At 35.5% G+C, this 23,425-nt stretch carries 17 protein-coding genes; 14 read left to right on the top strand and 3 right to left on the bottom strand.

The features are described 5' to 3' along the window. Positions 1-702 precede the first annotated feature (702 nt). The 3 genes from ACSVH6_RS04785 to ACSVH6_RS04775 all read left to right on the top strand — a co-directional run bounded on the left by ACSVH6_RS04785 (position 703) and on the right by ACSVH6_RS04775 (position 3,511). A complete protein-coding gene (locus ACSVH6_RS04785) occupies positions 703-1,551 on the top strand; it encodes a helix-turn-helix domain-containing protein (protein ID WP_438076102.1) in 849 nt (282 codons plus the stop codon). Between the two features lie 88 nt (positions 1,552-1,639). Beyond that, positions 1,640-3,121 (top strand): MauE/DoxX family redox-associated membrane protein, encoded by a 1,482-nt coding sequence (locus tag ACSVH6_RS04780; RefSeq protein WP_438076100.1) that lies wholly within the window; start codon positions 1,640-1,642, stop codon positions 3,119-3,121. 120 nt (positions 3,122-3,241) lie between these two features. Then, positions 3,242-3,511, top strand: coding sequence for a hypothetical protein (locus ACSVH6_RS04775; RefSeq protein ID WP_438076098.1), 270 nt, complete (start codon positions 3,242-3,244; stop codon positions 3,509-3,511). 44 nt (positions 3,512-3,555) lie between these two features. Here the strand turns inward: ACSVH6_RS04775 and ACSVH6_RS04770 are convergent, their stop codons facing one another. The 3 genes from ACSVH6_RS04770 to ACSVH6_RS04760 are packed head-to-tail and all read right to left on the bottom strand — an operon-like array spanning position 3,556 to position 10,580. Then, a complete protein-coding gene (locus tag ACSVH6_RS04770; protein ID WP_438076096.1) occupies positions 3,556-6,117 on the bottom strand; it encodes an alpha/beta hydrolase family protein in 2,562 nt (853 codons plus the stop codon). Further along, entirely contained in the window at positions 6,117-7,511 is a 1,395-nt protein-coding gene (locus ACSVH6_RS04765) for a RagB/SusD family nutrient uptake outer membrane protein (protein WP_438076094.1), read from the bottom strand. Before ACSVH6_RS04765 ends, ACSVH6_RS04770 begins: the two co-directional genes overlap by 1 nt. Before the next feature lie 18 nt (positions 7,512-7,529). Beyond that, on the bottom strand, positions 7,530-10,580 hold the full coding sequence (locus tag ACSVH6_RS04760; protein WP_438076092.1) for a SusC/RagA family TonB-linked outer membrane protein: 3,051 nt from the start codon (positions 10,578-10,580) through the stop codon (positions 7,530-7,532). A 536-nt stretch (positions 10,581-11,116) separates the two neighbouring features. Here ACSVH6_RS04760 and ACSVH6_RS04755 point away from each other — a divergent pair. The 11 genes from ACSVH6_RS04755 to ACSVH6_RS04705 all read left to right on the top strand — a co-directional run bounded on the left by ACSVH6_RS04755 (position 11,117) and on the right by ACSVH6_RS04705 (position 23,240). After that, a complete protein-coding gene (locus ACSVH6_RS04755; RefSeq protein WP_438076091.1) occupies positions 11,117-11,338 on the top strand; it encodes a helix-turn-helix domain-containing protein in 222 nt (73 codons plus the stop codon). Positions 11,339-11,475: 137 nt separating this feature from the next. Continuing rightward, positions 11,476-11,601 carry a hypothetical protein gene (locus tag ACSVH6_RS04750; protein WP_438076089.1) on the top strand — a complete coding sequence of 42 codons (126 nt, stop codon included), beginning with the start codon at positions 11,476-11,478 and terminating at the stop codon, positions 11,599-11,601. A gap of 56 nt (positions 11,602-11,657) precedes the next feature. After that, positions 11,658-12,605, top strand: a complete 948-nt coding sequence (locus ACSVH6_RS04745) for a hypothetical protein (protein WP_438076087.1) — start codon at positions 11,658-11,660, stop codon at positions 12,603-12,605. Between the two features lie 176 nt (positions 12,606-12,781). Then, positions 12,782-13,903: a DUF4238 domain-containing protein gene (locus ACSVH6_RS04740; protein WP_438076086.1), complete on the top strand. Its 1,122-nt coding sequence runs from the start codon at positions 12,782-12,784 to the stop codon at positions 13,901-13,903. A gap of 314 nt (positions 13,904-14,217) precedes the next feature. Then, positions 14,218-14,637 (top strand): hypothetical protein, encoded by a 420-nt coding sequence (locus ACSVH6_RS04735; protein ID WP_438076084.1) that lies wholly within the window; start codon positions 14,218-14,220, stop codon positions 14,635-14,637. Positions 14,638-14,771: 134 nt separating this feature from the next. Then, entirely contained in the window at positions 14,772-15,434 is a 663-nt protein-coding gene (locus ACSVH6_RS04730; RefSeq protein WP_438076082.1) for a hypothetical protein, read from the top strand. A 683-nt stretch (positions 15,435-16,117) separates the two neighbouring features. Then, positions 16,118-17,929 carry a hypothetical protein gene (locus tag ACSVH6_RS04725; RefSeq protein WP_438076080.1) on the top strand — a complete coding sequence of 604 codons (1,812 nt, stop codon included), beginning with the start codon at positions 16,118-16,120 and terminating at the stop codon, positions 17,927-17,929. 189 nt (positions 17,930-18,118) lie between these two features. Further along, positions 18,119-19,009 carry an SIR2 family protein gene (locus ACSVH6_RS04720; RefSeq protein WP_438076078.1) on the top strand — a complete coding sequence of 297 codons (891 nt, stop codon included), beginning with the start codon at positions 18,119-18,121 and terminating at the stop codon, positions 19,007-19,009. Between the two features lie 157 nt (positions 19,010-19,166). Then, on the top strand, positions 19,167-19,499 hold the full coding sequence (locus tag ACSVH6_RS04715) for a hypothetical protein (protein ID WP_438076076.1): 333 nt from the start codon (positions 19,167-19,169) through the stop codon (positions 19,497-19,499). A gap of 153 nt (positions 19,500-19,652) precedes the next feature. Next, positions 19,653-20,384, top strand: a complete 732-nt coding sequence (locus tag ACSVH6_RS04710) for a hypothetical protein (protein ID WP_438076074.1) — start codon at positions 19,653-19,655, stop codon at positions 20,382-20,384. A 183-nt stretch (positions 20,385-20,567) separates the two neighbouring features. Beyond that, positions 20,568-23,240, top strand: coding sequence for a UvrD-helicase domain-containing protein (locus ACSVH6_RS04705; RefSeq protein WP_438076073.1), 2,673 nt, complete (start codon positions 20,568-20,570; stop codon positions 23,238-23,240). The last annotated feature ends 185 nt before the right edge of the window (positions 23,241-23,425 follow it).

Genomic DNA, 23,425 nt, shown 5'->3' with positions numbered 1-23,425 from the left:
ACCCACTATTGTCAGTCTGAGCCTGTCGAAGACCTTGCATTTTGTATTAAAACACAACTCTCATAATTTAAACCACTTCCAATAAAACCTAAACTTGTCCGTCTAGCAAGCCTGATTAGCCCTTCGATTCTTCCCTTCGGCAGGCTTAGGATAAACTCAGCTCAGAACAAGCTCAGCTCAGGGTGACAGTTGAGTTGTGGATTGCATTTATGCTATAAAAACAACACCTCTTAACTTTATGAATTTACAATGAAACCTACAATTGTCAGTCTGAGCCTGTCGAAGACCCTGCATTTTGTATTAAAACACAATACCTATAATTTAAGCAACTCACAATGAAACCTACAATTGTCAGTCTGAGCAAGCCTGTCCTGAGCTTGCCGAAGGGTCGAAGACCCTTCTTGACACACAACCCATTAAAGGCCATAAAAAAAACCGCCCGTAAGGGCGGCCATCATCATGGAAACGATTTCAAAAAGGATTTCGACTTGTATGTTTTTATCGGCATCTTATACCTGTGACCGTAAATTTTGCAATTCCAGCTCTAATAAAGTTTTTGGAAAGTCAAATCCGCTATTCAATTCCCGAATCACACACCCTACCTTTTGATTCGGGAATTTCCTTTCTATAGTTTTGTTCCATTCAGTACCCTCGGTAATGCAGGAACAAAACTTCCATACACGAATAAAAAACATCTACCAAATGCTGTTCGAACTGGCAACCGGCAACCTGTCGTTTCGGTTAGCACCCCAAGAGCATACGGACACTGTAGAATCATTAATCGCCAAACTGAACGCATTTGCATCAGGCTTTCAAAACGCATTTGACCAATCGGGCCATGTCAGCCCGGTGTACCATTATCAAAACCTGGTGCAGTTCACCATAGAGCTGGATGAACGGGACTGCGTCAAAAGTTTCAGCAACGCGGTTCCTGTGTTACTCAACTACCTTCCGGAGGAAGTAATCACCTTTACCCTCTCCGAACTCATACATGAGAATTCAAAAGAACGCTGGAACCAAATAAAAGACGAACTTAAAGCGGAGGATAGTTATGAAACTGCAACCCAATTACTGTTTCGTACCAAATACAATAAGGTACTCCCCTGCTTCTGTTCGGTTGCCAAACACCACTATAGCACCCACATGGTAATCTCTTCAGTAACCACCATCCTGCAGGATGTCTTGGCAGACGGCAACAACATACAATCCATAAAACCCCGCAAGTCAGATGCCGCCATCATACAAAACATCTGTGAATACATCAAAGAACACCTCGAAGAACCCATGCCTTCCACCAGGCAATTGGCACTCCTGTTCGGCACCAACGAATTAAAAATCAAACGGGGGTTCCGTCAGCACTACAACACCAGTCTTTACCAATACTATAACGACGAACGCTTAAAAAAAGGACACTACCTCATTCAAAAAACCGACTTTCCCTTAAAGGAAATCGCCTTCATGAGCGGTTTCAACGACTACCCCACCTTCTCCAAAGCCTTCAAGAAAAAATACAGCTACTCACCCAGTGATGTCAAAAGGGAAACAGACTAACTGCCTCACTTACAACATCTGATACTCCGGTTTCAACATCAACTAACAGTTTCTGATTCAGAATTTTACGGTACAAAAAACAACTGAAATGAAACTACATCCATCTCTCAAAAACAATTTCGTCTATACGGTAGCATTACTTTACATACTGTTGTTTACTTATGCAGCGGTGAGTAAGTTGCTGGATTTTCAAAACTTCCAAATCCAGCTCGGTCAGTCTCCCCTATTAAGTGCCTTTGCTGCTTTCGTATCCGTAGCGGTTCCTGTCACAGAATGCATCTTGGTGCTGCTCCTGATGTTCAACAAATCAAGACTGATAGGATTGTACGGAAGTTTTGCCTTAATGACCATGTTTTCAGCTTACATTGTTATAATCTTAAACTTCAGCTCCTTTACGCCCTGCTCCTGCGGTGGAATACTGGAAAAAATGAGCTGGACACAACACTTGATATTCAACATCGCATTTGTATTAATCGCTGCTATAGCAATAATACTGCACTCTAAAACAAAGTATATTTACGGCTTTTTAATTATTCTGTTTACATCCGGTATTGCCATAGTAGCAGTATTATTTGTCACTTCTGAAGACATCATTCAGCATCGAAATAATTTTGTAAGGAGGCTTCCTGAACAATTTTCTAAAGAACATGATATTAATTTAGGTTTCAATTCCTACTATTTCTCCGGCGCTGTAAACGGGAAAATCTATTTGGGGAATGTTACTGCTCCACTCCTACTTACGGAGACAGACACAGCTTTGAAATTCAAAAAGGAAATGGCTATTAAGCTAAGTAATATTAATCTGCCGTTCCGCTCACTAAACATTCAGGTATATTCAAAGTACTTTTACGCCTCTGACGGCATTGTACCGGCAATATTTAGAGGTAAAACCGGAAAGTGGAATGCTTCACAAATCCCTGGGATAAAATATTATTTTTCTAATCCGGTATTTACAGATTCAATATCTACAGTTTTTCGAACCCATAAAAAAAATCTCGAAAGCGTATTAGGCGCGTCGACTTTTAATTCAACCCATGTAAAGCAAAATCCAACCTTGCTTCAGAAGCAGATTGATGGTCGATTTGATACCGATGGCGTGCTCAATTATGATGCCTATACTAACCAGTTGGTATACATATACTATTATAGAAATCAATATATCGTTATTGATTCGCAATTAAAGTTAGTACATCGGGGAAATACAATCGATACAACTACTAAGGCGAAAATTAAAGTAGCGTTCATCAAGAATAGAAACGAAAAAAAGTTTTCTGCACCACCACTCATTGTTAATAAAAATGCCTACGCATATAAAGGCTTGCTGTTTGTAAACTCAGCATTGATGGGAAAGTATGAATCTGAAATAATGTGGAAACAAGCAAGTATTGTTGATGTATATGACTATAAAAACCGAACTTATATTGTTAGTTTTTATGTGTACAATATTGATGGTGAAAGATTAACCGATTTTGCAGTGCAGGGCGATAACTTTTACGGAATTGTAGGTTCGCACTTGGTTAGCTACAAGATGAGCCCACTGGTTTTAAAACGATATTCAAAAAAGCAGTAAATCTATTTAAAGATTACATAAGTAACCATTTAAGAAAAGTAAAAATATAGCCGGCCGGTTGTCAGGAGTAAGATCGAAAACCTGTAAACAGAGTAGATCATTAATTTAAATTTAGTAATCATGAAAAGATTAAACAAATTCATTCCTATGGCAGTACTTGCCTTAGGGTTGGTTGGAGCATTAAGTTCATTCACAACAGACAAAGACTCGAAATTCACAACCAACATTCAGGGGTATATTCAATTAGACCCAATGGGTACTCAGTGTGAGGCCTCAGTGAAATGCGCCGATGATTTTGGTCCACTGTGTACCGTTGGTACAACTCAGGTTTGGGGCAAAACTGGTGACATAAACTCACCATGTACCCGGGAACTTAGAAAAAATCACTAATATTAAAAATCAATGCAGTTCCATAGTGGAGCTGCATTGTTATTTTATAGTCTGTCTGGCGTAAACCAATTCGGTTGTATTCCCCCATCTAAATAAAAGTCAAACCACTCCTGAGTGCGATGTGTCAAATCAGTCTGATCTTCTTTTTGCATTATAGCATGACCGCCATTTTCATAAAGCAGGAAAATATTAGTTTTTTGTAATCTGCGTAATGCTAAATGGAATTCCAAACTTTGTGTATAGGGTATCGAAGTATCTCCCCTACCGCACCAAAGTAAAAGCGGAGTTGTTACCTGTCCCGTAAAAGTAATCGGAGAATTTTTGATATATTTTTGATAACCATCAAATAATGACGTTCCCATCCTAAACTGGTTAAACTCGTACCGCCATCCATCTGCCTTTTTATTCCCCCGACCAACGCTGAGGTAACTGCTTACAATATCGGAAATACCAGCACCCGAAATTGCTGCAGCAAATTTATTAGTCCGTGTTACAATAAAATTGGTTTCATAACCTCCAAAAGAATGACCAAAAAGACCCAATCGTTTTGAGTCGACTGATTCATTCTCCAATACCTCATCAACTGCACTTACTACACAGTCTAATGCTGAGCTTCCGGTCTCTCCATGTTCATATATAATATCAGGCAGCAAAACAAAGTACCCTTGCGTTGTGAAATTACTGATGTTGAATCCATCAGTATTGAATAATGTCGGATTAACATACTGATTATATAAATCAGACAGCCTTTCATAAATATGTACAACCATTGGATAACTTTTATCAGCTTCATATCCCGCCGGATAAAATAGTGCCGCATTTAAAGGCTCACCTTTTGAGTTCTCATAATTTATCAATTTCGAAAAGCCCCAGTTGTATTTGTTCTGTTGTGGATTACTTTGGTACAATACCTTCGGTTTATTATTATTGCCTGACTGAAACACAAGTTGCGGTGAAAGATGATAGTGCTCTCGGATATAACAGTAAGCCCCATTACCTGTGTATTTAAGCCATCCTATTCTGTTATTTTCGAACACAATCTTTCGTAGCCCATTCTTTGCAGACCATCTAAAATAACCACTTTTTTCGTGGCCGACCGCCTGAAGTAAAAAACCGTCATTTACATGTAAAACTCCGTTAGCTGTTGAACCTGTTGCTCCATAAGGGCTTTTTGAAACTACCCTGTAAACAATTCGCTGTTCTCGTCCGGTAGTCAATCGGAGTGCACGGCTTCCATCCGGTTTCAATAACCAGAGATCATAAGTATCATAGACTATCAGTTCATCGTCGTTATCGGTCCATCCGGCAATACCCGAAACTTTTTCTTCTCCCGATCGGTCGTATTTTTCTTCTGTAAATCTTTTTCCGGTGCGCGAAGTAAGGTCATGGTGAACACCCGAGCTTACATCATAAACCCACCACTGTTTCTCTTTAAAGTAAGCAATATACTTACCCGTATTCGAAATACCTATTTTATCCATGTCAGAACTATGATTCGCTAAAAGTAACTCCTGTTGACCGCTTGATATATTCTTAAGGTAGTAGTTTACAAGAGCATCACTATCAAACTGAGGCTCATTCTCAAGTGGATTATAAACAAGAGCATATTCCTGTCCCGGAATCAAAAGATAAAAAGGAAACTCACGGTTTGTGATCATACCTGTCTTTTGTTCTTCAGGAAACCATACGGCCAATTTCGATATGGTTTTCCAATCTTGGAAAGCGGCTCTATGATCATACAGCATTTTATCAGTAGTATTCCAAACTTCAACTCTCTTGGGCTCCACCACAGGATTTCCCATTTTGATACTTAAAAACAATCTTTTCCCATCATCAGAAATTGTAACACCTCCAAACGATATACTATTGCTCTCACTCTTTATCGGAAAATTGTCAAAATTGTGACAATTGAATGTGTAGAGCTTCTTTTCTTTTATTTGATACTGACCAACTCTGGCTAGAGTATCATTGGCAATCCAGGCAAAAGATGAGCCATTGCCCTGCCAGGTAAAACTAATGTATGACCGTTTAGTACTGTCGACACTAACTGATAGTATTTTTTTAAGATCCAGTAAGTGTAGCCTCCTTTCAGAATCACAAATCAACTGAGTATTTTCAGGATTAAGCGAGTACAATGAAACTTCAGGCAGAATAATTATCTCTGCTCCATCCAGGTCAACAACCTTCAAATTTCCCGTCCTGTCTTCACAGCTTTCTAGCATTATCAAAAGCTTTCCGTTCAATGCAATGCCATAATTGCTGATTTTGGAATAGCGTCGTTCCATTCCGTTTTTAAGATTGGTTAAAAGTACATCTCCATTGGGTATGCGTACCACAAAGAAATCATCGGTAGCAAACTGTCCATTAGTACCACCCGCAAATGCTAAAGTCTTTGAGGTTTTCGTATTTTTAACAAACAGCGTATCACTACCGTTTTCATACTGCAGAGAATAACTTACCCAGCTTCCTTTTTCCGACAGCTGCTTAAGTTCCATCGTGCTCCAAAGTTTATAATCATCTTCGGTCAGCTGTTTTTTAACCTGTCCCGTTACAGGACAGGTCATAATTAAAACAAACAAAAAATGAAATATATTTTTACAGCTCATTAGTACCCGGGATTTTGAGGCAGCATATTCGGATTAAGCAATAATTCACTCTGAGGTAATGGGAATAATGCTTCATTAGAACTCCACCCGGGTTTTACAGGTCCAAGGACATTGGTAAGCTCTGATGCCCGCTTCAGGTCAAAAAAGCGATGGCCTCCCTCAGTAAAGAACTCTACGCGGCGTTCCCTCAAGATTGCAGCAAGTAAATCCTGTTGAGTGGTCGCAGTAGTATCGGGCAAACCGGCAAGACTCCTGATGATATCAAGGTCATCTTTAGCACCCGTAAGGAACCCCTGTTTGGCTCTGGCTTCCGCACGGATAAGATACATTTCAGGTAACCGCATTACAATAGAACACTCCTCTGTAGTTCCTGTCATACCCTGTCTTTTGTACTTATAGGAGTGATACCACACAGAAGACCCATCGGTTATAGCACGTACCCAATGGGTCTTGCGCAGGTCGCCTGGCTCAAATGCGTTTACAAATTCGTCGGTAAGTGCTGCAAATGATGGAGGTCCGGCATTAAAAATTAAATTCGCTCCTTCCGCAGTATTGCCTCCGGGACTGTTGGGAATAAATTGCCAGATAGTACTTTCGCTCCCTTTTAAGAATGCAGTATCAAAATCAGTGACTAGCGAATAGATTCCGCTTTCATTGATTACTGCCGAAGCTTCATTGGCGGCTTCCCCATTATTGCCATTGTATAAATATACTCTGGCCAACAATGCTGACACTGCTAGTTTGTTCGGGCGAATGCGTTGCCCGCCAAAATAATTTACCGGTAAAAGCACTTTAGCTGCTTCTAAATCAGAAATAACATGGTTGTACACATCAGCAACCGTCATCTTATGAGCTACTTGATTTTGCTCATAGCTGGTCGTTGTGACATAGGGTATATTTCCAAACAAATTCACCAGGTTAAAATGCACCAGTCCGCGCACAAACAAAGCTTCACCCATCAGCTGGTCTTTAGCTGCCTGTGACAGTTTGGTTGAAGCGTTTACACCTTCATAAACGGTATTGGCAGAATAGATTACATTGTAACTGCTGCTCCACCACTCAGCAACCGCATCATTCGCGGGTAATACGCTGTTATTATAAAAAAACTGTAAATCGGCAAGGCTTGTCCCATAGTAATCAAGTTCGTCAGTATAAATTCCTAAGGCAATGCTCATACCAGACTCTGTCCCAGTCATCAGGCCGCTATCTCTCAGCTTGGAGTAAATATCAGTCATCGCTGCATTCGCAGTAGCCTTTTCATCAAACACGCTCGATGAAGTCAATTGTGATGATGGCAAATCCACGTCTACAAATGAATCACAGCCGTAAAACAATACAATAAGTCCAACAACCATATTCAGTTGTATCAACCTGAAATATTTTAAATTTTTCATAAATCTAATTGTTAAGTATTAAAATGTGAATTGCAGACCAGCGGTAAATATCTTCAGCGGAGGCAGGTAGCCATAAGTAGAGAATTCAGGGTCGCGCCCTTTGTACGAAGTGAAAGTCAGGAGATTTTGGCCTTCCAGACTAACTTTGCAGCTGGCTCCGAAAAGCCATTTTTCAGGAACTTTATAGGATAACGCTACATTCTTAAGCCGCACATAAGATGCGTCACCAATTACACCATCACTTTCATAATAATTGTAATAAGCATCTACAGCTGCTCCATTGTAACCCGCAGTATAAATTTGATTGCCTGCCGTATCACCCGGGGCCTGCCAATGCTGAAGTACTTCAACGGGTTGATTGCCTTTGGCACCGGGAACACCGGTCATTATTGCAGAGGTGTAGTTACGTTGTTTTACAAACTGTAGCATAAAGTCCAGCTGCCATCGCTTATAGTTGAACTGGTTGCTCAATCCACCAAAAAAGCTCGGGTTAAAGTCCTTTACCACCTGTTTGTCCAGTGGGGTCAGCATACCGTCACCATCCATATCTTCAAAAGTAAAAATTCCCGTCTGCGGGTCCAGCCCGGTGTAGTGATATACCTTCTGTATATTCAGCGCCTCCCCTATTACAAACTGATTGCTATAGGTCGAACTCTCCAAATTCGGAAACGACAGCAGTTTGTTTTTCGAAAAAGATATATTGAAATTGGTAATCCAGCTAAAGTTTCCTTGCTGAAAATTCACGGTTCTGAGTGTTATCTCGGTTCCGCTATTTTGAACCGTGGCATCAAGATTTCCTGTAAGCATCGGAAATCCTGTTGTCGCAGGCATCGGAATACCCACAAGTTGGCTGGAGGAACGATTACGGTACCACCCTACAGTCAGGAATATACGGTCTTTAAAAAAGCCTGCTTCTATAGCAACTTCAAACTTTTTATTGGTTTCCCATCCAAAATTCGGATTGTACAATCGGGTGGGCTGCAATCCTATCACACCATTATAGCTAATACCCGAGGAAAGAAAAGTATCCAGAAACTGGTAATCTCCAATCAGGTCATTTCCGGTAGTCCCGTAACTGCCCCTGAGTTTCCCGAAACTCAATACTTTTTTGGATGCATTAAAAGCTTCGTTTCCAAAGAGCCAGGCGGCTCCTACAGCCCCAAACGTAGCGAACTGCTTTCCGGGTCCAAAACGACTCGAACCATCTCGTCGTGCCGTAAGGTTCAGGAGGTATTTGTCTTTATAGGAATAATTAAACCGGCCAAAAAAGGCTTGATATTTATAATCCGTTTGCTGGTCTTGTATTGTCCTTACAGCAAAGGCGGAAGCAAGGTTCTCCAGTAAACTGTTGCTTGCAAATCCATCACCGCTTAGCAAAAGCTTACTGTCCTTTTGTTGCTGAAATGTCCCACCGGCAAGCAACTCTGTTTTTCCATAGTTCCATTGTTTCAACCAGCTTATCTGTGGCTCCGCAATCCAGGAACGTCGTGACACAGTATTAATTAGTAACGAGGAAAATTGAGGACCCGCATTATAAGCAGGGTCATATATTGTTGATGGTGTAATCCGTACTTCATCATGCCTAGTATCGGTTATTCCAAAACTCGACTTCACTTCCAATTCTTTAAGAATACTATAACTAAGTGTCGAATTGGTAATAAAATCATGGGTTTTCGTTTTATATTTAGCATCAAGTCCCGCCAAAGGATTTACCCATGTGCTTCCTTCCCAGTTTAGGCTGCCATCGGCGTTATAAAGAGCCGGTGCATTGGGTGCCAGTAGCATGGCTGTTCGGCTTAAGTCAACGGCCGGTTGGTTATTGTCCTGCACGGTGTATCCTGTTGATAATGAAATTCTGAACTTATTGTTTTCAGATGCATGATTGATATTACTTCTCAACACGCCACGTTTATACCCATAGTCACCGGGAAACACCGTAGTCTCATCGTGAAACGTTCCGCTTACCAAAAATTGTGTATGAATAGTTCCGCCGCTTACCGATGCATTGGCATCCCTATAGCTCACAGTACCACCCAACAACTCCTTTTGCCAGTCAGTATAGCGGTGCTGATCCCACCTTCCATTAACATCATAATCCGAAAAACCCGGGCTTACGCCGTCATTGGTCAAAGCTTCATTCCGCATGGCGATATATTGTTCGGTATTCAGCAGCTTCATAAACTTGGTGGCTTTGGCTGTCCCTTGTGATACGTTCACAGTGTACCGGGTTTTACCCTGCTTCCCTTTTTTGGTGGTGATAAGGACTACACCATTGGCTCCTCGCGAGCCATAAATGGCCGTAGCGTCTGCATCCTTTAAAACTTCTATGCTTTCAATATCTGATGGGTTAATGCTGCTAAGCGGATTAGCCACCGTGGGCATAATGCTTGTAGTCCTTGAATTTCCAATCGCTTCACTCGAATACGGAACGCCGTCTATAAGGTAAAGCGGACTGTTACCCTCCGCCCGCAAACTGTTCTGCCCTCTTATTTTGATTTCAAACCCGCCACCGGGCACTCCACTGGTCTGGGTAATATTCACCCCCGCCATCCGGCCTTGCATAGCTGCTAGCACATTGGTCACAGGTTGCTGCTCTAGCTCCTTTGAAGTAATTTTGGCTATACTCCCCGTCCGTTCTTTGTCCTTCACTTTATAGTAACCTGCATTCACGGTCACTTCTTTCAAGGTAGTAGCATCCTCCTGCATAGTCACATCATATACACTGCGGCTATCCACCGTTACTGCCACTGTTGCATAACCGATAAAAGTAAATACCAGTACATCACCTTCATTAGCTTTAATTGAGTACTTACCTAAATTATCTGTTATGGTACTGGTATTCGTGCCTTTAATAGCAATTGTAACACCTGGAAGCACACCATTGGCATCACTTACGATACCATATATTTGCTGTTGAGTAGTTTGGCTAATGGCTGACTGCTGACCGCTGAAAGTTATCTTGTTTCTTGCCTCTTGCTTCTTGCTTCCATGAGAAAAAGCAATTTGAAAATAAAGACAAAGTAGGATAGCAAATAGCCACCTCCCTTTGCCAATACAATTTTTATTCATAATATTGGTTTGGTTAAATGAAACATTTGTTTTGTTTGTCTACCGGTCCTCTGTTCAACCGCCAAGAAGATGCAGAGGGCCTTTTTGTTTGTTTGTGTTTGAAGTTCGTTGTGTTGTTTATACCATAGGCTTTACTTTTGAGTTAGTACTATCGTCAGTTCGAGTGTCCGCTTGGGCGGATGTATCGAGAACTTTTAACACGCAACTCAGCAAATCAAAAAAGAAGTAAAAACGCAGAGAATCTAAAGGAAAGTGTAGCGCATAAAAAAAGGCATGGAACTCAGCTTACTGCACTAGAGGTACTGGCATACCCTGCAACAATAAGTGAGCCCACGCCCTAGAGCGTGAGCATTGGCACTTATCTTCCCGTTGCAAAAATTACCAGTTTTCTAGTGCGGGATTCAAAGCGAATGCTTCAATATTGTTATTTGAAGAATCGCAAATGTAAAAATTCTGATACAAATATAATAATTGTTTTTGATAATCGGACGGCTGTCCGATTAAAATTAAGATTTTACATCTTATTTTGTATGTATATGGCTGATTTAAGTAGAAAAATATGTGATTACATTGCCAAAGAATGGATTGGCGATGAGCAAGCTAAAACTCAGTTTGCTTTATCTCACAATATTGATGAAAAAACAGCTAGAAGAATATATAATGATAAGGAATACAATATTACATTGTATACATTAAGTAAAATTTGCGAAGCTAGAAACTTAAAGCTTTCAGAGTTTTTTAAACTAATTAATCTTTAATGCTTTTTTTACCAATAATACCACACTAAAAGATGCTTCGGCATCTTTTTTTATGCCTTTGCACCATCAATTAATCCTGATTTGCATAGTCCTTCATGATTACCATTCTTATTTTAACCTCATTAAAATATAAAGACATGAAATGGTATGAAATTCTGTTAGTAATTCCGGTTGCTATAATTGGTGCTTACATCCGTGGTAAAGTATACGAACATAAACGCAACTACTTTAAAAATGACAGTTGGAAAAGTAGGAAAAAGTAAAGAAATACATATATTTGAATATATTTACTAGTTACCGGCAATTTAAACACATCCTTATGGTAGGAAAAATTTACATTCCTGAAGAAGTAAAAAAATCAATTCGAGAACATTTAGAAGCTTCTATTAATCGAGCTGTTAAAGGATTTAGTTCAGCTTACGAAGACGAAGACGTAATGACAGGTCACCTTTTTGGACTAATGAAAATAGATGAACAAAATGTTGAAGTTCAAGATAGTGAAATTGGTGGCATCTGGAAATGGTCGATAGATTACAAAAAATTTGGTGGACGAGGAAAAAATTCAACTGAGAAGAAACTAGGTGCTGACGGAATTTTTGAACTTAACTTGACTAGAAATGGAAGAACAGAAAGTAAATCACTATTATTTCAATCAAAACTTGAATGGAAAGGAAAAGACAGTGATTTGTATAAACAATGTGTAAAACTGCTTACTTGGCTGGGAGCATCAACAGTAATCAATTACACAGAATCTGAATTTGAAACTTACAAAGTTGAAGATATATTTTCTAAACATGGTGAAAAACCTACTTCAAAAGAAAACTTAAAAGATACTTTGTGTTTAGATTTTTTAAACTGTCATATCGGAGACGCTGATTTATTTTATGACGCATTTTCAAAAAAGCTTACTTGGTTAGACATTAAAAACAATTATGTTTCTACACAGTTTAATTTGAATCGCCGATTGAAGATCAAAATTAAAGCGCCGAACAAATTTCCATATGAGACAATTAAAGTGGATAAGCAAATCCCAAATGACGAAATTCATAACCACAAATTAAATAATGAAAATTCGAATTTCAATATTGAGTCTACTTGGAATGATAAAGAATTAAAGAAAAAAATAAATAAAATTTCAAACACATTCCATCCAGATAAGCATCCTGAATTACCAGTTAAAGAGAAAAACAATTTAGACGAAATGATGAAGGAGTTTAACAATCTATTTGATTTGCAAAGACAACGGATTAAAAGAAATAAATCCTAAACTGCCGGTAACAGCGGTTTGAAGCAATAGTTGGTTTGCTTCGTTACCCTGACGTTTTTTCTTCACGAAAAAATTCTATCTTTAACAGAAAATAATCAGTTCGCTGGCTTCACTACTGCGTCAAGCCGCGAAACGTTAGCGGTAATCGTGGCGCCGGTTCAAAATAACACTTCATCATGGACGAGAAAATAGGCAAAACCAAAATCCAACATTTTGTTCCCCAATTTTTCCAAAGATATTTTTCCTTTAACAACAATGGAAAAACCATTGGTATGTTCAACGTAAACAATAACGTTTTTATACCATCTGCTCCAATACGCACTCAACTTTGTGGTGATTATTTGTATGGAAAATCAGGAGATTTAGAAACTTGGCTATCAGAATTAGAAACTAAATCTGCTCCAATTTTTAGAGCCATGTGGGAAAATGAACAACTGCCAAAATACGAAAGTATAACTCAACTTGAAATGTTACATTTCTTAATTGTACTTGACTTGAGAAATCCAATCAGATTCAATTTACTACAAGACTTTGAAAAGTTAATCAAAAATACAAAATCAAGTATTACAGGAAATAATGTTCCTACTGATTTAGTGACTGTCTTTAAAGAACTTCAAAGTGAAAGAGGCAAAATTAAATCGCTAATAAGTGCTGTAGAAATTGTTCCAAATGTGATAGATTTAAAATACAAGTTATTAAAAAATGTAACTGAAAAGCCTTTTATCATTTCAGATAATCCACTTGCTATTTATAATCAGTTTTTAGAAAAAAGAAAATGGAATTTTGTTAGTCAACGTGGTTATGGTTCAATGGGCTTACAAATGTTTTTACCACTTAATGATAAATATATGTTATTAGTTTACGACGCGGATGTATACAAGGTTGGCAATAAAAAAGAAACTGTAGTTGAACTAAATCATCTTGAAAGCATTAATCAACTTAATATTTTACAATTCTTAAACTCAACAGATACAATTAATTTCAATCATCGTGCTTCAGAACATTATATAAAAACTTTATATGAAAAATCATTGCGATATAAAAAAGCAAATGAAGCATTTGTAAACATTCATAGAATTGATGACGGAAAAGGAGGTGTCAAACCTTTGGAAGAAGCAATAGAAGTTGGAGTTACCGATATGAAAATAAATTTAGTTGTTCAAAAAATTAACTTTTTATCCAAATCCGTTGGAATCAAATTAAATGATAGTTTTGCTCAACTTAGAAAAGGTGTTAAAATGAATGACATAAATGTTTACAAAAAAACGACAGCCGCTAACAGCGGTTTGGCAAACTAGCTGGTTTTTGTTCTTTCCGTTTCCGAAAAACTTCTATCTTTAACAGAAAATAATCGTCTCGCAAGCCGCTAATTAGCCAAGCCGCGGAACGTTATGTGATAGTTTTGGACCCCGAATTTTAAAAGTTATAATCTCTTTAAATAAACAATTATGGCTTGGAGAAAAGGTTATTATAAAAAAGATGGAACATATGTTCAAGGTCATCATACAACTCATCGTTCAAAAAAGTTTTCATCTAAAGGAAACGGTTGTCTAGTAGCATTATTAATACCAATACTATTTTTAGCAACTATATTTTTGCTAACAGATTGATTATGGGACTACGTTACTATAAAAGAGTTGGAGGCAATAAAGGCTTTGGACTAAATTTTAGTGGTACTAGTATATCAAGTAGCTACAGAACAAAATATGGATCAATCGGCTCAAAAGGATTTTCAATTAGAACGGGAATTCCCGGACTAACTTTCCGGAGTGGTTACGGTCGTGGAAAAAATAAAGGTGTAACCGCATTAATTATATTAACTGTAATTGCAACTGGTTTTGCATTATATTATTCAATTGTAATTCTTTATAACATAATATTATTCATGTCATGGAGTTCAACAAAAATTATAAACTTACTCAAAAGAAAATATCACGAACGAAAAGAAAGTAAACTTCTGAAAGTAAACAAGATATTGGAAATAGAAAAAAGCGAAGAAAACAGAAGAGATAACAACAGTTTTATGCAATAAATCCTATCTTGTTTTCTTCCGAGAAACTACTCAGTTGGGATTTTTGTTTACTTTTGCAAGTAATCATTAACGTCACGCAACTGTGTAAAGTCGCGAAACTTTAGCGGTAATAACTCAGTACTTCCTTATAAAATATGACCGAAAAAGTAATTACACGCTTTAAAGAACTTTTTGACCAAAGATGCAATCTTTATCCATTACTAAATTTTGGAGAAGACTCAGTTAGATATGATTTCTTTTCAGCACTCACAGAAATAATGAAATTTCAGCCTTGGCAAGTTCAGTTAGAATACGCAATGAATAAAGATGCTTATAATTTAAGAGGTAACTTAAAGAGCAAAAGAAAAGAAAAACCTATGTTGGATTTAATCGTCAACGAAAAAGGAATCAACTTTTGCATCGAATTTGCATTATTCAGACAAAACAGTAACGACGAAAGCGGAATAAATGTAACAGAGCGAACAATTAAAATGATTAACGATATGCTTAGGTTGGCTTTAGAAGCGCATTATTCAAATAGAGAAGCATATTTTATTTGTGTCGCTGACGACAAAATGCTTGGTCATCGCTTAAGATCAAAAGCTTTGGGACGGTTTCCTTCAAGCTACGAAATAGATAATTCGACTATTGAAGAAATTAGCAAATTGACATCTGGGGAACTTGATTCAAGGTTTACTTCGAAATTTCTAACACACAAATCGAAAATTAAATCTAAGCTAATCTTCAATGAAAAAGTTGTTGGCAAAAAGATAAAAATTGAAACTCGAATATTAATTTGGAAAGTAAAAATGAAATAATGACTACCACTAAAAGTTTTTTTGCTTAATAGCTGGTAACAGTACCGCCGGAAACTTGACGGTTTTCAAAAACCATTTCTCTACTTAATTCATTTTTCTTAAACAGTTGTAACTGTTGCAAAGTTGCAAAACGTTATATGGTATTTTAGTCTAATTTAAAAATTAAAATAATTACGGATTCCCGTAAAATTATCTGAATAGATTAAAATAAATTGCCATATCAATTATTATAAAACTAATAATTTGCATTATGGCACTCAAACCCGGACCAAAAAGAATAGCTACATCAACTGGCAAACCAGACAAACGTCAACGTGACAATAAAAATACTCCTGGTAACACCCCTTCTTTAAAACCATCAGTACCTAAGAAGAAATAATACTCCTAACTTGAACGATATCCACTCTGTACTTCCAAATAATTAACATTATTCACAGAGTTAAAGACATAAAATTATATCAAGTCCTGCTTCATATATCCTTAATCACTACAGAAGAATATATCAGAAATAAGATAACTAAACATAAAGAAAGTACATCAAAATCAACAGTCGAAAAAGTAAAAAAGCACGTAAATTAGAATGTATTTAAAACCTACCTACAAGTTTTAACATACCAAAGATTTTCCATAAACTTACAATGATTTAAATTAATATTTTTTATCGAATCTCAAAATATATAGATATGCCTAATGCTATTCTTGAACACGTCATTTTAAATGAAAATGCCTATTTCTACAAAAAAGAAACAAAAGGTAAATTTTTTTCACATTCACATATTCTAGAAATTTTTACAGAAGCCTCAAAAGAAAAGTTGGGTAAATATTTACTAAACGAACGTAAGATATCAAAAAAAGTTCATGGACAAGAATTACAATTTTCAATCTGTATATTTAAATTAGAATACTTACCAACATTTATAGACGAAGAAATTTCGCCAAGATGGCGTGAACAAAAGCTTGCTTATCTCTTAATCGTTGACTTTAAAGATTACGTTTTCATATCTCGTAAAAATATTTCAGGAGTTGACAAATTATTGTACGATGGACTACTTGTGATTGATTATTCTATATTGAATACAATATTTGTGAATGCTACAACTTCATTAGAAAAGTTTTCCCTTAATAATACAAGTATTGCTCAAGATTCTATTAGAGGTAAGACTGTTGAAGCTCTTGATTTGAAAAAATCTTTTTCCCCTTATGGAGCAGGAAGATATGTTTTAAGTTCTTTACGTGTAAATAATGATGATGAAAAAACATCGATAGCTTTTAATACATCACGTATAACAAAATTTGGAGAGAAAAAGTATTTGGATGATTTATTTGAATGGGCCTTAGAAGTAATAGAAAAAATTAGAACTCATATTCACGCGAATTCATTTTTGGATGTATTTGCAAAAGCTATAGATTATGAAGGGAACAAAGATGATTTAGTTCCTATATCAATTCTTTTTAATCTTAGAAAATTACACGAAGATTTAGAATCTGGAAAGGCTCAAATATGTGAGTATAGAATTGGTCCTCAAAAAAGAATTATTCCATGGAAAAACATTTTATCATCACTAAAAAATGTTTTAGATGCTGAAATTATATATGCCGGAACAACTCCAATATATTTTTTGAAAAATAAATTTGCAAATGATCTCAAGCTTAATTTAAATAAAAAATCAATAACTATCTATTCAGAAAAATTATCAAATTTGTTCATAGTATTTGATAGTGGAAAAGAAATTAATATTTTAAAATATTTCAACTATCATAATGATTTTATTATCAATTTTGAAGATTTAAGCCTTGTTTACACAAATAGAAAATTATTCCAAGACAATAAATTAATCAACTACATTGATAGTTTTATAGAAGCTTTTGAAGGTCAAACTAAAATGAATAGAGTTTCTAGTGAAAAAGGAAGCTTTACAAATGCTTCAGTAAATTTTTCTACAGACAGTATTTTCAATTTCATAGAAAGTGATATTATAAATACATCTGACTTCTCTTTTTTGGACGATTTAGGAAATGAGTGGGCAGACTATATCTCTTTAAAAGACAATACCTTAAATTTTATCCATGCGAAACATAGTGATAGTTTATTTTCAGCAAGTAGCTTTCACGATATTGTAGGCCAAGCTTTGAAAAATATTGCGAATATGACTCCATCTGATGAGCAATTAAATACTAAAGCAGTTCATTGGACCAAAAAATTCAAAATTAATAGTACTGATACACAAATAGAAAGATTGAGAAGGGGCAGCAATATTTCTGATGGAATTAAATCATATAAAAAGCTTCTTTTAAATCCCAATCTAAAAAGAGAAATTACTTTAGTGCTAAACTTCATTTCAAAAAGTGAATTACATGATCGCTTGAATAAATTAAAATCAAACACCATATTTACGGAGAAGAATCAAGTAATTCAGATACTTTGGTTATTATCGAGTTTAATTAACAGTTGCCAAGAAAATGGAATAGGAGTACATATAATTTGTAAACCCTAAATAAAAGCTAGCTGGTAAAAAAGATTTGAAGCAATAGTTGGATTATATGCCAAGTTTGTTTCTCCACGAAAAAGCTTAATTTTTAATAACCTCGAGATCAAAATTGAGTACAGATAAAATAATAAATACGCCGGCTTCGTCACAACAGCATAGCTACAGTGCGTTATCAATCTTTTTAAAGAATACAATATGAATAAAAAAGTTATCCTTGTTGGAAATGACATTAATAATGCAACGGAAAGTTACTCTTGGAATGATTTGATTAATGGTTTATTAGCATATGCCAAAATTGACAAAAAAATAAATCAAATAAATAAACCTTTTCCAATGCTGTACGAAGAAATTTATCTTAATTCTCGCAGAGCACACAATACTCCCGAAAGTAGATTAAAAAAATACATTGCTTCAAACACTCGTAAACTAAACCCAAATAAATTACATCAGCTAATTTTAGAATTAGGTATTGAAAATATTTTGACAACAAATTATGATTTATCTTTTGAGAAAACTGCAAATTTGGATCCAAAAAAATGTCAAAATAATGGTTTCATAAAAGAAAGCTCATATAACATGTTTAGATATCACAAAACTAAAAACCATAAAATTTGGCATATTCATGGAAGTCAAACTGTTCCTAATACAATCACATTAGGATATGAACATTATAGTGGATTTCTTCAACAAATGAGAAATTATGTTGCAAGTGGCACAAAAGGAATTTACAAAAAGAAAGACTTTCTTCCTATTGGTAAAAGAATAAAAAATGGCAATCTAAATTATGAAAGTTGGATTGATTTTTTCTTCACACATGACATATACATTTTTGGTTTAAATCTTGATTTTGTAGAAATGCATTTATGGTGGTTATTGACATATAGAGCCAGAGTCATTGCAGAAAATAGATTCCCAATCACGAATAGAATTATATACTTCTACCCAAAGAAATATGAAAAAGACTCCCAACATAAACTTGAAATGTTTAATGTTAATGGAGTTGAAACATATTCAGAAAAATTACAAGGCAAAAACAGAATGAGTTATTATGAACGAATAATAACAAGAATAAAAAATGGTATATAACAAGTGTTTTGTGCAATAACTTCTCATCTGTCCTCTCTAACGGAAAGGACTAGATTGGAATTTTTGTTTACATTTACAATTAATCATTAAACATCTAGCCTACTATGAACAAGCTAAGAAAAATACAACCAATAAACATATTCTAATACAAATCATAATGCATCCAAAAACAAAAGAAAAATTAAAAAGAGCAATAAAACTTTACACTGTTGAACCCGAACATGGCAAAGCATATGAAATTAAAATACAACTTCCCTATGGAGAGTATATAGAAATTGAACTCAATCAACCATTCCCAAAAAGAGTTATATATAAGAGTCTTGAGCACGGAGGATTTAATTACGACCCATCAAAAGATACACGAATAACACACAACTCGAGAAAACACACCATAAGAATTTTAAAAAACTCCATTGATTTTCGACACAATAACTTGGACACAATAAATAAGCTCATTTTATTGATTGAAGAAATGTCGGAATATATATAAAGATTCCGACTTTAAAACGATTTTGAGAAATGGCTCTGCTCCTATTTTATTCGCGGGAAATTAATAGACTTGTATTTTTGTTAACATTTAATCATTAAACGTCTCTCTACTGTTGAAAAGCCGTGGAACGTATTGCAAAAATTATTGAATCTTATGACAATAGACGAAAATTCATATTTAAGATTACCTCCAAAAAAGCTGAACGCAAAGCAAACATCAATATTCAATGCAATCACTTACAGTATTGATATTTGTGATTTGTCTTATAATCGTCTTTACTCTAAACTGTCTATTTTTGAAGACAAACTTCATTATGACAAAACTTTATATTCTGAAATTTTTTGTGATGCTTGGTCAATTATTAATAGTTCAACTATTTTTTTAAATTTAATTTCAAGACATTTTAACGAAGCTGATAATTCAACTTTAATTGAAATTAAGAAAGCAAAAAAAATACGAAATACAAATCAACATCTTGATGAAAGAGTAGAAGAAGTTTTTATGTTGAAAAATTTGCCAATTTATGGTTCATTATCTTGGAGACACAACCTACCAAACAGTAATTTATGCAATTTAAATATACTATCTGCAGGGTCTTTCACTCATCATGACGGTCTTAAAATATCGATATCTCCGGGCAAATCTTCTGGAAAAGAAATAGAAAACATTATGCTAAATTCAATTGAACGAAAAGGAAATAATTTTGATGTTTTATCTGTGTGCTTAGATAAATTAATTGAAGAGTTGAGGGAATTCATATTAAGGTTAGAATCAGTTTTTACAAAACAAATTGAAAGTAAAGAAGGTAAAAAAAATGTAGAAAGACATGGCACAAACATGATCTTTTCACTACAGGGAATATTAGTAAATGACCTTGAAACTTAGTCAAAGATAGTTTATTAATAATTGAGAGTTTTGTAGTAAGTTCAAGTTCTGATTTCACAATAATTTTTATCTTTAAAAGAAAATAAACGTTTCGAAACCAATGTTAAGTTGAGGAATGTTAGCAATTAATACATAGATAATTACAATAAATTATAATCAAAAATTAAAGATATAAGATGAAACATGATAGTGATTCTGATAATAGCTTCTACTATAATTATTAGTTTGCTGGTTCTTTACCGACAATCAGTAGAAAAGAAAAAATACCAAAACACTAAGTACCTATCGAACCTACAACAAATTTCCTTGTTTTTCGATACCATACAACGATTTGACGACTACATTACTTGGGTGCAACGTGACCAAATAAAAAATCAGTTTGCTGAAGTGGGAAAGTTTTTCAAAAACAAATCTGATTTTTACAGCAAAGAAGAAAAGGTACAGCAATTCAATGACATCTATCAGGACTTCAACAACTACATCTCAAACTACAACAAAAACTACGTGCAATCACAAAAGGAAAAACTAAACCTGTATTTTGACGACATTGAAGGCAAAAAATTAGATGACCAACAACGAACAGCACTCATAACAGACGAATATTCAAACCTCATTATTGCCGGTGCCGGCTCAGGAAAAACCCTGACAATACTGGGAAAAGTAAAATACCTCATAGAACAGAAAAAGGTAAACCCCGAAAACATTTTACTGTTGTCATTTACAAAAAAGACGGTCGATGAATTAAATGAACGGCTCAAGAACATTGGTCTTACCACACGAGCCACTACCTTCCATAAACTGGGATACGATACCATAAAGAAATACCAAGCAACACTTCCTGCCGTAACCAATGCCAATACTTTATCAAACGTAGTCAAAGAGTATTTGGAAAAAGAAATCTTTAATGATGCGGAAGCTTTGGAAGCTTACATCAAATACGTGGCCTGTTACATGAATATCCCCGGAGAGCCCGAGAGTTACGATTCGCTTGGAGAGAAATTAGACACTGAAAAAGGAATTGATTTTCAAACCTTAAAGTCCAAATGCGAATCGGAACCCTTAAACAAAGTGGCTGCGACATCGCTTGATACCATTCAAGGTGAAAAGGTAAAAAGTGTCGAAGAACTTACCATTGCCAACTTTTTATATCTAAACGGTATAGAATACGATTATGAAAAACCGTACCCTTATGGAGACGTCATGTATCGACCCGATTTTTATCTGAAAGAATACGATATCTATTTAGAGCATTTTGGTGTTGACGAAAATAACCATAACAAATTGCTAACACCATTAAATGAAGAAAAATATGTGGAAGAGATGGAGTTAAAAAGAGAAACCCATAAGATCTACAATACCAAACTTTTAGAAACTTATTCCTATTACAACCGCAACAATGGTTTGCTGGATAAACTGGAAGAAATGCTTAAAAACGAAAAGGTGGTTTTTAAGCCGAGAGAAGTAAAATCAATCTATGCTAAAGTTACCAGCAACGATAAAGAATTCGGAAAAGAAATAAGGAGTCTGGTGGAGACTTTCATCAACCTTAGCAAATCCAGACAATTAAATTACGATGAGATAACCCGGTTGTTTTTAGACAGTCATAAAACAAGAAATGATTTTATGTTCGAAAGACAAAAAATCTTCATGAAATTTGCGCTTCAAATCCTAAAAAAATACGACGATACACTCAAAGAATCCGGTGAGATTGATTTTAATGATATGATCAATCAGGCAACGGACCTCATAAAGGAAAAAAGGCCAACATACACCTATCAGCACATCATAATTGATGAATACCAGGACATATCCTATTCCCGTTTTAATTTAATCAAAGAAATTCGGGAATTATCTGGTGCTCGATTAATTTGCGTTGGTGACGATTGGCAATCCATTTATCGTTTTGCGGGGAGTGACATTTCATTGTTTAGCAATTTTGGCAACTATGTGGGTAAGCACGAGCAATTGTTTATTGAACAAACCTACCGCAATTCACAATCGCTTATTGACATAACTTCCAAGTACATCCAAAAGAACAAAAAACAAATCCAAAAAAATCCAAAATCTAAAAAAGAACCTTTGGAAAACCCAATCAGATTGGTTTATTATTCTCCCAATAATGCCGAAGAGGTCTTCATAAATGAAATTCAATCCCTGATAGACAAAAATGGCAACAAGCCTATTTTGGTTTTAGGACGTCATAGTTTTGACATCAATGAATTTATCAAGCTCAAGCCTAACAGTAAAATAAAATATTACGAACGCAGCGATAAGTTAGAAATACAGGGCTTTGAGGACATAGATATTAAATTCATAACAGTACACAAATCAAAAGGCTTAGAAGCTGACAATGTAATTATCTTAAACCTTAAAAATCACTTGCTGGGTTTTCCGAACAAAATGACTGACGATCCCATGTTATCATTATTACTCAGCGATGATGAAGAATTTCGTTTTGCGGAAGAACGAAGATTGTTTTATGTAGCACTAACAAGAACAAAAAACGAAGCGATATTACTAGTTCCGACTGACATTTCTTTGTTTGCTGAGGAATTAATAAAAGACAATGAGTATTTGTTCACAACAAACGATGAAAAACTGAGTAAAACGAATTGCCCCTATTGTCAAACAGGACATCTTGTAATCAGAGATAATCCGGTCAAAAGAAATCAGTTTTTGGGCTGTTCACATTATCCGAGTTGTAATCAGACTTTTAATAACATAGAAATTTTAGAGAATTCTGTCCTTTGTCCGGGCTGTAAAAGTGGTTTTATGACAAAAAGGACCGGGAAGTATAGCAGTTTTTTAGGTTGCACTAATTACCCTAAATGCACAAACACTATAAAATTGCAATGATAATTTACCAAATTCTAAAAGTAATATATAGCAAAACCAGCTTTTTGAAAAATATGGCAGGCTGGGCAAAAAACAATGAAGTATCTGATTACTTATAATTACTTATAAAAGATAGACCTTCCTCAAGTTTTATCCCTTTTACGGAAAACCGTATAAATTCGAAATTAAATGATTGTACATTTCCT

The organism is Flavobacterium sp. XGLA_31, from assembly GCF_051547105.1.
In the GTDB taxonomy this organism is placed as follows: Bacteria; Bacteroidota; Bacteroidia; order Flavobacteriales; family Flavobacteriaceae; genus Flavobacterium.
This window is presented reverse-complemented; position numbering and strand designations above follow the sequence as displayed.